Origin of the sequence: Bythopirellula goksoeyrii (assembly GCF_008065115.1) — a bacterium.
GTDB classification, from domain to species: domain Bacteria; phylum Planctomycetota; class Planctomycetia; order Pirellulales; family Lacipirellulaceae; genus Bythopirellula; species Bythopirellula goksoeyrii.
The window spans coordinates 1,654,941-1,669,157 of the sequence record NZ_CP042913.1 but is presented as its reverse complement, the minus strand read 5'-3'; the positions used below and the strand labels follow the sequence as shown (position 1 = coordinate 1,669,157).

General features: G+C 53.1%; 13 protein-coding genes. 9 read left to right on the top strand and 4 right to left on the bottom strand.

All coding sequences use genetic code 11. From position 1 onward, the window contains the following. Positions 1–111: 111 nt before the first annotated feature. Positions 112–819: a PTS sugar transporter subunit IIA gene (locus tag Pr1d_RS06665; RefSeq protein ID WP_238476648.1), complete on the bottom strand. Its 708-nt coding sequence runs from the start codon at positions 817–819 to the stop codon at positions 112–114. Positions 820–1,011: 192 nt separating this feature from the next. Between Pr1d_RS06665 and Pr1d_RS06660 the strand changes: the two genes are divergently transcribed. The 3 genes from Pr1d_RS06660 to Pr1d_RS06650 all read left to right on the top strand — a co-directional run bounded on the left by Pr1d_RS06660 (position 1,012) and on the right by Pr1d_RS06650 (position 4,684). Further along, positions 1,012–2,670 carry a Mur ligase family protein gene (locus Pr1d_RS06660; RefSeq protein ID WP_148072806.1) on the top strand — a complete coding sequence of 553 codons (1,659 nt, stop codon included), beginning with the start codon at positions 1,012–1,014 and terminating at the stop codon, positions 2,668–2,670. A gap of 92 nt (positions 2,671–2,762) precedes the next feature. Next, a complete protein-coding gene (locus tag Pr1d_RS06655) occupies positions 2,763–3,248 on the top strand; it encodes a hypothetical protein (RefSeq protein ID WP_148072805.1) in 486 nt (161 codons plus the stop codon). A 260-nt stretch (positions 3,249–3,508) separates the two neighbouring features. After that, entirely contained in the window at positions 3,509–4,684 is a 1,176-nt protein-coding gene (locus tag Pr1d_RS06650; RefSeq protein ID WP_148072804.1) for a UDP-N-acetylglucosamine--N-acetylmuramyl-(pentapeptide) pyrophosphoryl-undecaprenol N-acetylglucosamine transferase, read from the top strand. Positions 4,685–4,697: 13 nt separating this feature from the next. Here Pr1d_RS06650 and Pr1d_RS06645 read toward each other — a convergent pair whose 3' ends face one another. Next, on the bottom strand, positions 4,698–5,777 hold the full coding sequence (locus Pr1d_RS06645) for a Gfo/Idh/MocA family protein (RefSeq protein ID WP_168205093.1): 1,080 nt from the start codon (positions 5,775–5,777) through the stop codon (positions 4,698–4,700). A gap of 295 nt (positions 5,778–6,072) precedes the next feature. Between Pr1d_RS06645 and Pr1d_RS06640 the strand changes: the two genes are divergently transcribed. Both Pr1d_RS06640 and Pr1d_RS06635 read left to right on the top strand, forming a co-directional pair. Beyond that, positions 6,073–6,450 carry a response regulator transcription factor gene (locus Pr1d_RS06640; protein WP_148072802.1) on the top strand — a complete coding sequence of 126 codons (378 nt, stop codon included), beginning with the start codon at positions 6,073–6,075 and terminating at the stop codon, positions 6,448–6,450. A gap of 101 nt (positions 6,451–6,551) precedes the next feature. After that, entirely contained in the window at positions 6,552–7,841 is a 1,290-nt protein-coding gene (locus Pr1d_RS06635; protein ID WP_148072801.1) for a redoxin domain-containing protein, read from the top strand. Between the two features lie 40 nt (positions 7,842–7,881). Here Pr1d_RS06635 and Pr1d_RS06630 read toward each other — a convergent pair whose 3' ends face one another. After that, positions 7,882–8,907, bottom strand: a complete 1,026-nt coding sequence (locus Pr1d_RS06630; RefSeq protein WP_148072800.1) for a DUF1559 domain-containing protein — start codon at positions 8,905–8,907, stop codon at positions 7,882–7,884. A gap of 162 nt (positions 8,908–9,069) precedes the next feature. On the opposite strand from Pr1d_RS06630, the gene Pr1d_RS06625 reads away from it, so the two are divergent. Continuing rightward, positions 9,070–10,464 (top strand): sensor histidine kinase, encoded by a 1,395-nt coding sequence (locus Pr1d_RS06625; RefSeq protein ID WP_148072799.1) that lies wholly within the window; start codon positions 9,070–9,072, stop codon positions 10,462–10,464. A 3-nt stretch (positions 10,465–10,467) separates the two neighbouring features. Beyond that, positions 10,468–11,856, top strand: coding sequence for a sigma-54-dependent transcriptional regulator (locus tag Pr1d_RS06620; protein WP_148072798.1), 1,389 nt, complete (start codon positions 10,468–10,470; stop codon positions 11,854–11,856). Between the two features lie 68 nt (positions 11,857–11,924). On the opposite strand, the gene Pr1d_RS06615 is transcribed toward Pr1d_RS06620, so the two are convergent. Beyond that, on the bottom strand, positions 11,925–12,668 hold the full coding sequence (locus Pr1d_RS06615) for a type 1 glutamine amidotransferase family protein (RefSeq protein WP_148072797.1): 744 nt from the start codon (positions 12,666–12,668) through the stop codon (positions 11,925–11,927). 281 nt (positions 12,669–12,949) lie between these two features. On the opposite strand from Pr1d_RS06615, the gene Pr1d_RS06610 reads away from it, so the two are divergent. Both Pr1d_RS06610 and Pr1d_RS06605 read left to right on the top strand, forming a co-directional pair. Then, positions 12,950–13,498, top strand: coding sequence for a methylated-DNA--[protein]-cysteine S-methyltransferase (locus Pr1d_RS06610; RefSeq protein ID WP_148072796.1), 549 nt, complete (start codon positions 12,950–12,952; stop codon positions 13,496–13,498). Between the two features lie 48 nt (positions 13,499–13,546). Beyond that, a complete protein-coding gene (locus tag Pr1d_RS06605; protein ID WP_210417907.1) occupies positions 13,547–14,212 on the top strand; it encodes a hypothetical protein in 666 nt (221 codons plus the stop codon). The last annotated feature ends 5 nt before the right edge of the window (positions 14,213–14,217 follow it).

Here is a 14,217-nt window from a genome sequence, read left to right as displayed (position 1 = left end):
TTAACGCAGAGTACGCTGAGGCGCAAAGATTCGCAGAGAAAGGAGAATTGCGAATGCTCTCTGCGCCTCAGCGTACTCTGCGTTTCAATTCTTACACAAGTTAGGGTTGAATTAGGTACTAAGCGAAGCGTCTCTTGTGGCGATCAGGCTATGGGCGTTCTTGGAATCGGTAGCTTCACGTAACTCGGCCAGCCAGTCGGCATCGGTGATCATGCGACTCAGGCGGGCCAGAATCCGCAAGTGCTCATGGTCGTCTGTAGCACAAATCAGGAAAAACACATCGGTCAAACCACTTGTCCCGCCAAAAGGTATTCCCTGGCTCGTAATGCCGAGTGCCAAGATCGAACCACCCAGGATCGACGATTGGGGACGACGTGGATGCAGTAGCGCCACGCCAATGTCGAGTGCCGTGGGATGCATGTCTTCCCGCGCGGCGACGGCGTCGGCCATTTTAGCCGGATCCCAAAGCAGTCCCGTATTGCAAGCCAAGTCGGCCATCGCGGAGATGACGCTCCCACGTGTGCGTGCCGCCAGCGGAATGGCAATCGCATCCTCGGGCAGCAGTTCAGCGATGGAAATCTCGCCATTGGTCTCTTTCGTAGTTCGTTCCAGATTCGTTTCCATCTGGGCCAATTCCGAATCGTCGGAGAGACCAATGCGATCCTCCAGCCAGAGATGCACTTCATGCGCTGAAAAACGCCAATCGCCCCCTACACGACGTGCAGGAATCTTCCCACGTTCGGCAAGTCGAATAATTTGCGCCGGCAGCATGTGTAGGTAGGCTGCAAGCGATGATATATCAAAGTCTTCTTCGGCCACGATTGATTTCCTTGTGCTAGCAAGAGCAACACCGACTAACATTGTCTGCCTCTTTGGGCCGTGTTGTCTAGCTGGATTGTGATAAGAATCAACGAGAAATACAGAGAGAGCAGCGCACGATAGCGTGGGGATCTCAACGAGCCTGGAAGTCGCCTTGACAGGACTTGGCAAATTGACACAATCCGCAGGGCCTTGGCAGGAGAACTCACCCAGGAGGAACTCGCCGGCGAGGAATCGCAGTTAGCCAAGGACCAGCGCGAAGGAATGGATTTCTTCGCGGCGAGCTCGTCAGAGCAGACCCATCGCCCCCGCAGTGGCGTCGGCTCTCAGGCAAGGAGGCCTGGTATGATGAACGCGATAAGATTGCAACCTGTCAACGAAAACGGCAGCGTCGATTTGAATCGATTGCTTCCCGATGCCACCCGTACAGGGTCAGAAAACGTACTGGCCACTTCTTGCACGAGTGATTGGCAACAAGTCCAGCCTGGCGATGTCTTTATCGCTCTACCCGAACTGGCTGGTAACGAAGAAAACGGTCATCTCTGTGTGCACGAAGCAGTTGCTCGCGGTGCAATCGCAGTGATCTGCGAAGAGCCCGTCCCCGTTTTCGATATCCCTACGTATCTCGTGAGTGACAGCCGAGTTGCCTATGGCAAGCTGTGCCAGGCACTGGCGAGTTACCCTAGCCAGTCAATTTCGGTCGTCGCCGTTACCGGCACGCATGGCAAGTCGACCGTCATCGCACTGCTGGATTCCATTTTCGCCATGGCAGGCAAGCATTGCGGAAAAATCAGTGGCCTTGGGTGCTATGATGGCATGTCGCACTCGGCCGGAATCGAAGTCCCAGTGGCAGCGGAGTTGGCTACGCGACTAGAGCGAATGGTTGCTGTCGGCTGTACACACGCCTTCGTCGAAGTAAGCAGTGAAGCACTGGGACAGGCATCCTATGCCGGCGTTGAGTTTGACAGCATCTGTGTAACCAATGTTTCCGATGCCCATCTAGACCTGCATAACTCCGTGCAGAGCTACCGCAACCTTAAGAAAAGCATCCTCAAACACCTCTCGCCAGACGGCATGGTCACGCTCAACGCCGACGATCCTGTGAGCATCAAGTGGCTTTCCCACATTGATGGCCCTGCATTGACCTTTGGAGCCAAGGATCAAGCAGAGGTTTCTGGAGAGTTGATTGTCGAACATAGTAATGAGCAAGAATTTACGATCTCGGCTGGCAACCAGTCAGCGGCACTTCGGACTACGATGATTGGTGAGCATCACCTTTCCAATTGCTTGGCTGCTGCAACCATTGCCCTTTCTTATGGCGTGGACCTGCAAACGATTGCTGCCGGCATCGAAGCTGTAGAAAGCCTACCGGGCCGAATGGAACGTGTTGACTGCGGACAGGGATTTCCCGTTTTCGTGGACGCTGCCGACACGGCTGAGTCCTTGCGGGCAAGTCTGCGGTCTGCCCGCCATTTAAGTACGGGCCAAGTCATCTGTGTTCTTGGCGATCCGAGAAATGCAACCTACTCCGAGCAACTAGCTATTGCCCACGTGGTCACTCGAATGGCAGATGTGGCAATTGTTGCTCGCCCATTCCCGGCTGAAGAACTGAGTGTTGGCGATAGTCACCAACGTGCCCGAGTGGAGGTCGTGGATGACCGCCGTCGAGCCATCGCATGTGCCTTGTCAGTTGCTCAACCTGGCGATGTTGTCGTGATTGCCGGAAGTCGCTGGGAACCCCAACGAGCTTATGGCTCCTTCGCAGTGAACACAGAACAAGGCGACGCAGCCACTACTCGTAAATTGTTGTATGCCCGCACTGAGCAAGCACCTCTTCGCTTAGTTGGATAGATACTGCCCACTGAAATTCAAAAGTACCCCGATAAGTCACACCGCACGACGAGACAGGACCCTAGAATCACATGGAATGGACCGACACTCTCATGTTAGAACCAGCCCCTCCCACGAAAGTTACTCACATGCGTATTCCTCGCGAAGCGATGGAAGTACGTGTCGCCCAAGGAATCTCACTGATTTGTGCTGGGAATGTCACGCATATGGGTATGACCGATGCTCTCGAGCTACTGCGAGGATTTAGAGCTACCGGTCGTCGCATCGTCATGTGTGATACCTCACGGCTTTCCGCGGGTCGCCAACTAGGTCAAGCGATCGTAGCCGAAGGCTGTGGAACGATTGTCATTAGCTGTGGGACATCGGGGCGCGAAGTGGCCATCGGTGCTCGAGACTCGGGTCTCGATCTCGCCAATGTGGTGGTGTGCCAAGACAGCAAAGCTGCCTGCGAGTTACTCGCGAACCGACTTTTGCCTGGTGACACGGTCTTGCTGCTCGGGGCAGAGCAGCATGCCTGTGACCAATTGGTGGACTTGCTCGACCGGCGAGCCTCGGAATCGCATTCGGCTGCCGCCTGAGAGTTTACTAGGATACGAATGATTAATGTTGAAGCTTCATCGTTAGTTTGTTGGATTGCGGGGTCTGACAAACTGCCCTCCCTGGGGTCGGAGCATTTTAACCTGTCTGGGGCAGCTTCTGGGTCAGCTGCCTGACAGGTGCTTCACGATGAAGCTTATGTCTGAGCGCCGGGGTGACGCTTGCGTCGCCCCGGCTGCTCAGCGGATTTTCTGTTGACGTCCTTTCGTCCTTATTCCCCTCGCTTCAGAGTCGCGCGACTATGCCCATCACTCCTCATGTCATGTTTGCAGGTGGAGGTGCTCCCGGGCAACTATTCCCAGGCATTGCCGTGGCGGCTCAAGTGGCACAGCTGCTGCCCCAGGCGAAGATTACTTTCGCCGGGCCAGGGAAAAGCCGAGAGAGGCATGCCGTGCGATCGGCTGGCCACCAATACTTGACGATTCCCTCCAAACCGTTGCCGCAGAACCCTCTGCAAGCACTAAGATTCGTAACCGATAATTTCGCAGGATACTGCACCGCCAAATGGACATTGCGTGAGCAACGCGTCTCGCTCGTCGTAGGCTTAGGCGGGCATACGAGTACATCGGTTGTGCGTGCCGCGGCAGAAAAAGGCATCCCCTTCATCTTGCTTGAGCAGAATGCCGTGCCGAGTCGCACCACGCGCTGGCTCTCACACGCCGCGTCGATGGTTTGTGCCGCTTTTGAAGAAGTGCGACCTCACCTGCACTTTCAAGCTCCCGTTAAGGTGACCGGCAACCCTGCTCGACCGGCTTTCGATCAACTGTTCCAACAGCTCGCCGCCTTGAGATCGCAGAATGTCGACTCACCGACGGTCCCCTTTGCTCGCCTTGGACAGGATGGGCAAAAGCGTATGGTGATCTTGGGTGGCGCCGGAGGAGCGCGCTCATTGAATGAGTCCATGCCATTTGCCCTTGCCCAGCTCAAAGAATGTCTCGGTGGCTGGCAAATCGTTCACCAGACAGGGGAAGGCCAACTCCAGGAAACGGAAAGTCGCTATCGAAAAGTCGGCATCGATGCCTTGGCCGTTACCTATATCGATGAAATCGCATCGGTACTGTTTGCAAGCGATCTGGCTGTCTGTCGCTCAGGAGGAACTACCTTGGCAGAATTGGCCTTGGCAGGTGTTCCGGCAGTATTGGTACCCTATGCCCATGCACGAGACGATCAGCAGCTTGCCAACGCCAAGGTGTATGTCGCTGCCAAGACGTGCCGACTCGTTGATGAAAAGTCTCAGGCAGGATCGCTCGACAAGGCAATCGCCCGAGAGCTAACTCCACTCATGACCGACGAAACCTTACGCAAGACCATGGCAGCAAACATGCGTACCATGGCACGACCCCATGCTTCTGCGGAAATCGCTTCTGCGATTAATGATGCCCTCTTCGGCACTCGCGGCGATTTGCTGGCGGCGTAGTGGAATCCATTCTCTACAAGAGTTTCCGCACCGTCCCTGGTACGACTGGCTCATGACTTAGTGAGCTAGCCACTGCAGCAAAGCAAAGCTCCAAACTTCGCAGATTATTTCGCGCATTATGCGAGGGCTGTCTGTTTTCCTCGATCGCACAGAGCAGCTCACCCATCGTGCCGTGAAATCCATCAGGGAACCAAGTACCCTGGATCTTCGGGGAGATGATTCCTTCGTCTGTGATGATCTCTATCTTCTGCCCAGCAAGATTAATCCCGGCGGACCGGATCAGCCCACGGCTACCGGAGATCAGCGTTCGGTCCCAGCCCCCACTGGGAACATGAGCGTCGAACACTAAAGTAGCCTGGGAGTGTTCGTATTCGATAAGTGCCTGTCCCAGCAATGCGGGCTTAATTTGTTGTGACCCTGTACTGGCGGTCGATGCGTAGACCCTTTCGGGAATTCTGTCCCCCATGACGGCAGTCAAGAAATCGAACCAGTGGATCGCGAAGTCGTAGAGGATCAACTGTTCGACATTCTCAAAGGCAGTCCCTTGGACCCAGCTATGATCCCAGTGCACACCGCAGTGAACTCCCGCAATTTCGCCGATAAGTCCCGAGTGGGCCACTTCGCGCAAGTAACTGAAATGAGGCGCCCAACGACCATTTTGGTTCACGGCCAGGAGTACTCCTGACTTGTCGGCCAGGTCGGCAAGTTGTTCTCCTATGTCGAGATCGAGCACAAACGGCTTTTGGCTCAAGACATGCTTTCCCGCTTTCAGACAATCCTCGATGATTGGCGGACGTATGTCAGGATGGGTAGTAACGTCAACGACTTCTATATCAGGGAGTTTCAGTACTTTGCGGTAGTCCGTAAATACCTGGGCTTCCGGATAAAACGCAAGGCGACGTTTTTCGGCGTTTTCTCGATTTACGTCACAGAGAGCCGTTACGTGATAACCAGCGTCTCGATAGGCAGTCAGGTGATGCTCGGTAATCCCCCCACACCCAACCAGAGCAATTTGGGGAGAGTATTTCTTCGGATCGCGGGGGAGATAGGGGACCTGAGAGAATTGATGCTCAGTTTTGGGCTGGGAAGGCATGGCCAAGTTTCTTCTCATTGGTACTAGGGGTCTCTTCAAGAAACACCAGCCTAGCAGGGTCCCTTGCCCATCGCCAAGGTTGCCATAAACTGTGCGAAAAGAGGCATCTGCGATTCCCCAGAAGGTATGTCCAGCCAATGAGAGGGTACTAGCCGACCCTTGTATTTCTCATGCTAATTGCTACTTTGGAAGGATTGTAGAGAAAAATGCTCAACTACCTTTTCCAATCTCTGGGATCGACTCGCACTGAGTTTGTCAGGTTGGAATCACCATATTAATTCTCAAGAATTGTGCAATGGCTGAAACAAGTGAAAACAAACGAATCTTGCTCGTAGACGATGATGCTGAGATCATCGAGTCTCTGAGATTGGCTCTCGAAGCACACGACTACGATGTCCTAGTTGCCCGTGATGGCAATCAGGGCCTTGCACTTATTGAGCGCGAGTCGCCCGACCTGATTATCCTCGACATGATGATGCCCAAACGGAGCGGTTTCTTGGTGCTCGAACGCTTGAAACGCATGGGCGAGAAGCGACACCGCATTATCATGATCACCGCCAACGAAGGTGCTCGGCACAAAGCCTATGCTGAGATGCTCGGTGTCGACGACTATGTACGGAAGCCGTTTCCTATGGATCGTCTGATCCAGAGTGTGAACCGTTTGCTGGCCTAAGTCGGGCTGAATTAGTTTTAAATTAGCAACTGCGAAGAGAGAAGACTTCTCGCAGTTCCGATTCTCTTCAAATCCTCAAAGGAAAATCGCGAGGCTAACTCATGTTTCTGCGCACTTGGTGGTCGATTCTTCTTGTGGGATTGTGCCTGACTCTCACGAGTTGCAATGCTAAGCAAAAATCGCTCGACGCAAGTTCTGCCACTTCGCCAGAAGAACTCGTTGCGAATGTACAAGCCTCGCTACAAGGCATGAAGGCCTATAGCTTTCGCCTTGATTCAGCCTTGGAAATCATGGCTCAAGGTAACGAGCAAAATGCAGATTCTGTATACGACGTAAAGATCGAGAAGCCCGATCGCTGGTCCATCGCTCTCGAGTCGGGAATAATGGGAGGATCTACCTTTTCAGACGGTAGCGAACTCACTACCTATGCACCCATGTTACAGAAGTACTCCATCGAGCCACTGACTGCGGAGTGGGTTCCTGAAGGGATCTCCGGAACCGGTCAGGGATTTATGACGCTAGGTGCGGGCGGCCTCGCAAAAGTGTTCATGGGCGAAGGACTGAAGAATTGGATGCTCGAAGGAGTGAAGAATTCAGAATTCGTTGAAAACCAGGTCATAGATGGCACAACCTGTCGCGTTGCCAAATTCGAACAAGAGAACGGCACGCAATGGGAGCTGGCGGTTGAGATTGGTCCCAGTCCATTGGTGCGTCGATTTACTATGCACCCCGACTTCTCGGATCCGTCCTACCAGAATATGGGCCTTCCCAAGGACATGAAGGCAACGCTAACGCTTGACTTCACGGATTGGAAAACCGACGTAAAGTTCGGCAATGATGATTTCGCTTTTACTCCCCCTCCTGAGGCTGAGCAGGTCGATTCGTTGTTCTCTCAACTCGGGGGCAGACCGCAGGTGCATCCCTTGGTTGGCGAGCAGGCCCCTGCTTTTTCCGCGACCGATCTGAACGGCGAGAAAGTCCAACTTGATCAGTTCGCCGGAGAAGACGTCGTTATCCTCGATTTCTGGGCCACTTGGTGTGGACCATGTGTCGATGCGTTACCAATCATCTCCAAGGTAGCCAGGGATTTCAAAGAGAAGCATGTCACCTTCTATGCAGTGAACGTAGGAGAAAGTCCTGAGAGAATTCAAGAGTTTCTCACAAGCGAGAATCTCGACGTACCCGTACTCTTGGATCAGGAGACGACGCTTGCCAGTCTTTATCAGGCCAGTGGCATTCCTCAGACAGTGATCATCGACAAAGAAGGTCGTGTGCAGGTCGTCCATGTGGGATTCGGCGGCAATATGGAAGAGCAACTCACACAAGAACTGGAAGAGATTCTCGCCGGCAAGGATCTGGCGACGGCCACCTTAGAGGAACAAGAGCTCTAGCCGGAGGGCCACGCTCTCCGGGAAATCAACTCCCCATCCATCAAAAGTCGCTCCCGACTAATTCACCCCCTTCGCGGGTGGCCAATGCCCTCCATACGGAAAGCTCGATTTCATCCGAGATTGATCGAACGGAACCATCAACCAATGCGACTTGAACCTGCCCGGGATGAAAGCTCCGCGACGTTATCATGGCATAAGTTGGACTACCTGCGTTACCATTTTTCCCTTCTTGCCACGAATTGAAGTCGGCGTCTACCTGTTCACCTTTGCTGTTCGTGTAGGGAACGAATGTGTTGGGCGTCATTGTCGCCGTGATGCCCGTATGATGCACTCGTCCGTCAGGCCATTCGGTGTGGCCAGTATCTTTTTCATCCGGTCCCGAAGCAACCGCTGCCGATGCTTCAGCAATCGTATAGGGAATCTCCGTCGTAGCAGGGCCCCCGTTGCGAGTATAAGGAGTCCACGCCTTCACTTCAGCACAAAGCAAGGTATTACTTGTTCCATCTGTGAAGCGAGCCATCGAGAGATTGCTGTTGGGATAAAACGCGCCATTTCCACCGGTCTTGGTAGCTGGATCAAAAACAAACCAGGTTCCCATATTAAATCCGTAGTTCGTGGCAAACAGAAAAGCCTTCCCACCACCGGGATCACGCATTTCGCTACTCTTCGAATCACTTGGACATTGGAAGGAAGCGATTCTCACCCCACTAATCGCTTGTTGAAAATCCCAAGCCGTTTCGAGGTCCACAAGGTCGCGCAGATTGCCTTGTTCAAGATAGTCCAATATCCGCCCGTGAACTCCCCAGGACCCATTGTTTCCTGTACTCGAAACATTCAAGTCAACGATAGTACTCGGCGGTAGGTGCTTGTTTGAACTTTCATAGTTGAGCACTCCAAGCCCCAACTGCTTCAGATTATTCTTACACTGACTTCGTCGCGCCGCTTCCCGGGCCGCTTGGATGGCAGGCAATAGGAGCGCAACCAGAACGCCGATGATGGCAATCACCACCAAGAGTTCTACCAACGTAAATCCGAGTTCATTTCGATTGGATCGAGGCTTTCGCATTGGTCTATCTAACTTTCTGATCGAGGCGCTTTTCACGCGGCCCGGTCGTGTACACAATAGTAACTAGTCTCGTACAGGAAGAGTCTATAATCGCAGGGAACACCAGTACATATCTCAAATTGCGACATCACGTGTTCGTTTTTTCGACAGGGCATATCTCCCGTGCGATTTCCTCTCCAATATCAAATCATGCTGCCACTCGCTGTTGTTGCACTTGTCAGTTTGCTGGCGGTGGCGATGATCGACGCATATTTGGCGACCCAGGAAACTCGCTCGACGATTGATCGGCAATTGCAAGGAGTCGTCCATGTACTTGCAACGTCCAACTTCCCTCTCACCGACAATGTGCTCCACCAGATGAAGGAACTCTCCGGAGCGGATTTTGTGCTTGAGAATAGTCGGGGAGAGCAACTTTCTTCAACTTTGCCAGGTGGCGATGTGTCGCTTTCTGTTCAAAGCGTGTCCGACACATCGGAGAAGGCGACACTCGGTCCGCAACGCACCATTGCAGGCAAACAGTATTTTCATTCCTCCGCTAAACTAAGCACACGCAATGGTGAAGACGGACCCAAGGTGCTACACACCCTATTTCCATGCGACCAATACAATGCTGCCTGGCGACACGCCTTTTTGCCTCCATTGGCCGTGGGAGTTCTCGCTGTTGGTGCAGTCGTTGCCATGACCCAGTGGATAGCAGGCCGAATAAGCAAATCGCTCGCGCGACTGAGTGCAGGAGTAAATCGATTGGCGAAGGGGGACTTCGTAAGCATTGAGCTGCCCGGCAGGAATGACGAAGTTCGTGACCTGACTCTGGCCGTCAACCAGACTTCGCACCGACTCGCCGAATACGAACAACAGGTTCGCCAAACGGAACAGGTCCGTACAGCAGCCCTCTTGGGTGCGGGACTTGCCCATGAAATTCGAAACGCGGCGACGGGGTGTCGGCTAGCAATTGATCTCCACGCCGAAAAGTGCGCGAAGATTTCCAATGAAGACAGCCTGACCGTAGCCAAGAGTCAATTGCAACTTATGGAGAATCGCTTGCAACGGTTTCTTAGGCTTGGCAAGCAAAGCGACGATGAAGTTCGGGAAGAAGTTGATCTAAACAAGATGGTTGCCGAATTGATGCCGCTCGTAATCCCTGCAGCCCGGCACTCAGGTGTTCAGTTGGACTGGAATGCTCCGGACAAGCCAATTAAGGTGTTGGCCAACACTGACACACTCTCTATGGTGATCGTGAACTTAATGCTCAATGCCGTGGAAGCGGCCCTGAAACACTCCGTGAAATCGGCAGCTCAGCCCTTTGTCCGCCTAGACGTCGGACTGTCCACGGACAATCAGGCTGAAGTACTAGTCAGCGACTCGGGCGGAGGACCGGCAGAGACCGTGACCGAGAATCTTTTTCAGCCATTTGTCTCGACCAAGGCAGAAGGTGTAGGATTGGGTTTGGCCGTTGCCAGCCAGGTTGCCAACGCTCATGGCGGAGAGATTGACTGGTGTCGAAAAGATGGACAAACAGTGTTTCGATTGTGCCTACCAATAATTGAAGTGAGTTAAACTATGGCGAGAATTCTCGTAGTCGATGATGAGCCAGCAATCTGCTGGGGAATCGAGCAACTCGCTTTGTCACTGGGACACGAAGTAGAAGTAGCAGCTTCCGCAGAGCAGGGGTTGCAGATAGCTGCGATTACCCACTTTGATCTCTTGTTACTTGATGTAAGGCTGCCAGGAATTGATGGTATTTCAGCTCTCCCTAAATTTCGGGAATGTCTCATTTCGGCCCCCGTTGTGGTAATGACTGCCTTTGGAGATCTGGAAACTGCTGTCCGTGCTGTGCAAAACGGGGCGTTCGAATACTTGCTCAAACCTTTCGATCTGGCAGAGGTGCGGGCAACAATCAATCGAGCATTTGAGCTACCCTCTCTCTCCACCCCACAAGCAATCGTTAAGGCTGGAGGGGCAATGCTCGGTCAAACGCAGGGAATGCAAGAGGTTTTCAAGAGAATCGCCCTTGCGGCAAGTTCCGAAGTGTCCGTTCTGATAACGGGCGAACAAGGCGTCGGCAAAGAAGAAGCGGCCCGCGCGATTCACCAACATTCAACACGCTCTACCGGACCGTTTGTTGCAGTGAATGTGAAGGCCCTGAGCCCTACTATGGCCGAGGCAGAATTATTCGGCCACAAGATTGGCGGTTCCTCTGATTCATTTCCTGCACGCAACGGGCTCCTGCTTGAGGCCAGCGGTGGAACTCTGTTTCTCGATGAAGTGGCCGATATTTCATTGCCCATCCAAGCAAAGTTAATACGGGCTCTCGACCAAGCGGAAGTGATTCCCTTGGGGACAAACCGACCGATCCGCACAGACATTCGCGTGATCTCATCTTCAAGTCAAGACTTATCTCACCGTGTTCACTCCGGTGAATTCCGACAGGATCTCTGCTATCACCTCAGCGAATTCGAGATAGCGATTCCTCCCCTGCGAGAGAGGGCAGACGACATCCTCTTATTGGCTCAACACTTCGCAAGCTTGCTCGCGGGTGAGGAGGCAAACTTTACGAAAGAAACTAGGGACGAACTATTACAACGAAAGTGGTTTGGAAACCTGGATGAACTACGCGACGCTCTGGCACAAGCCCTCTCTAACTCAGGGTCTGGAAGAATTCTACCCGAGCATCTCCCTGCTCCAATCGCAAAGCAAACCGACGATGGCAGCTCAACAGTCGCCACCAAGTCTCTAGAACAACTTGCCAGACTACGAGCTGCCGATTTACTTGGCGACCCGAGCAGCGAAGGCCTAGTTTACGAGCGCTTTCTGGAAGAGGTGGAACCCGCCCTCTTGCAGAGTGCAATGGACCACTTTTCCAACGAATATGCACCCGCAGCACGAGCCTTAGGTTTGCACCGCACCACGCTCAAGCGCAAGCTTGAACAATATGGTCTGGCGAAATAAGTGGAATTGGTTACTCGGCAGATCGTGCATCCTGAATGAGCGGATTGGCGGAGCACAACGAAAGCAGCTCAACCCAGTGCAATCGCACGGGCCAGCGGCTGCAACACAGATTCTGTCGCGTAATTGTCAACCACATGACAACAGACCTCTTGCAAACGCTTGAGCAATTCGGGATAGGTTTGCCCGTTGGACAAACTGCCATAGTGACGCGCAGTGATGTAGACACTCAGCTGTTCTTCCTGAAATTCGCCGGTACGAATCTGATAGGCGTTGGTTCGTGATTCAACACTCAAGCGACATTGCAACCGACATTCGTCATCCAGGGCAATCGTGATGTTTGGTTCATGGCTGATGATGGTTGCCCCAGGAAGTGCTCCCAGTCCTTCCATAGCCGGACAAACTCCCAGCGCCTCGGCAACGAGATGGTTGTGGTTTCCTCGATAGTTGAAGTCGAAGCCCATCAAGAGATCCAACGCTTCGCAGTCCAACGGGCTGACGCTCAGACCATACGGCGCAATTTCAAGAATGCGACGATGCTGCTCCCAAGCGTCTTCCGTTTGCTCTGGATTCACATACCCAGACGAGATACGACGGGGTTCGACAGCACACCAGCGATGATTCCCACGATCTTTATCCTCTTCCAAAACAAAGTCCCGTTTGTCTCGGGAGTAAAAGTTGCGCATCTCAGGATAAGATTTTTGCAACTGCTCGAAGAAGTGAAGCACCGTTTCCCGATTGCTCGGTAGTTCCATCTCGGTGCTGAGATTCATGTTGACGTAGTAGTCGTCGGCCAGCGATTGGTATGCATTCATCTTGGTTGTAGTGCCTGCGTGAACTCAGCTAGGAGTTTCTTGAGCCATCTCGGCCCCTTGTCGACAGAAACGTCCCTCTGACCTAGCTACTTCCAGTATAGAAAGAGACTGCCAAGGATTAAACCCCGGGGCGGGGAATCCCGAGTAGGATTCGAGAGTCGACACTTACTTTGGAACCCCCCTCTTTTCTGCGGAGATTTGCCACCTCTCGTCAGGAATCCACGTGAGGGCATATAATACAGGTTGGCTCTTCCCAACAGCAATCCTTGCGGAGAATACCGATGCTAAAATCATTCGACACGGCTCTTGGGCATATGGCTTTTCTGATCGACGGTGGTGAGGTCTTGGCACTCACGTTTGGGTATCCCACCGCAATGGCTGCTCGCAAAGCTCTCAATGAAAGACTGGACAGCTCCGCTAGTCCACGCAGTAAAACCACAAGCGATCCAGGAGAGGACGCCTATCTCGCCGAGCAACTCGAAGAACGTCTCTCTCGCTTTGCCGAGGGCGAAGCAGTGGACTTCGACGACTTGCCGATCTCAATCGCTGGACTGACCAAGTTCCAAAGACAGGTAATTGCTGCGTGTCGAGCCATTCCCTGGGGAGAGACCTCCACTTACGGTGAGCTAGCAGATTCGGTAGGGCACCCCGGCGCCGCGCGGGCAGTTGGATCCGTAATGTCCAACAATCGCATTCCTCTAGTTGTGCCCTGTCACCGCGTGCTTGCTTCTGGTGGCCGCCTGGGTGGCTACTCAGCCCCCGAGGGGCTCGCCATGAAGCAGCGTCTTCTAGAAGCAGAGCAGGCAGCATTACAAGAGTTAGCCCAATAGCATGTGGTTCGCGCTGCCATTTAGATCGATCTCTGCTAAAATAGAGGCATGGCTTACCACTTGGTAAATATCGGTGAAGTGATCGTCAATGGAATCGTGTTCGATCCAAAAAATGGGGAGCGACTCCGCACCATGGATGTCAGCAAACTGCTCCAGTCGATTCCTCGTCTCTTTGACTTACTTGAAGAGCGCGAAGTCGAATATGTCCTCGTCGGCGGCATTGCCATGCTGGTGAATGTCGAAGGTCGCAACACGCAGGCCATCGATCTGATTGTTGCTCGCAAAGACTTGGAGAAATTGCCTGAGATTCGAATAGAGGAATCCAATGTCGAGTTTGCGCGAGGCTGGCTAGAAGAATTGCGGGTCGATTACTTCTTTCCTAAAAACAAACTGTTTGAAAAGGTACGCCACAACTACACGGTCAATCAGGAGTTTGCAAATCGGACGATCCCCTGTGCTACCGTCGAAGGATTGTTGCTTTTGAAGCTTTTTGCACTCCCTTCCTTGTATCGACAGGCTCGTTTTGATCGGGTACGTACTTATCAAAAAGACATCGCCGATTTGATCGCCCGCGATCACCCCGCCACGGCCCCGCTCATGAAAGAGCTCTCGAAGCACATGATTCCCAGCGACATCTTGGAACTTGAAAACATCCTTAAGCAGATTGAAGACGAGATCGCCCCGTCTCAACAGCGGTTTCGTGACGAAGAGTAGAGGCC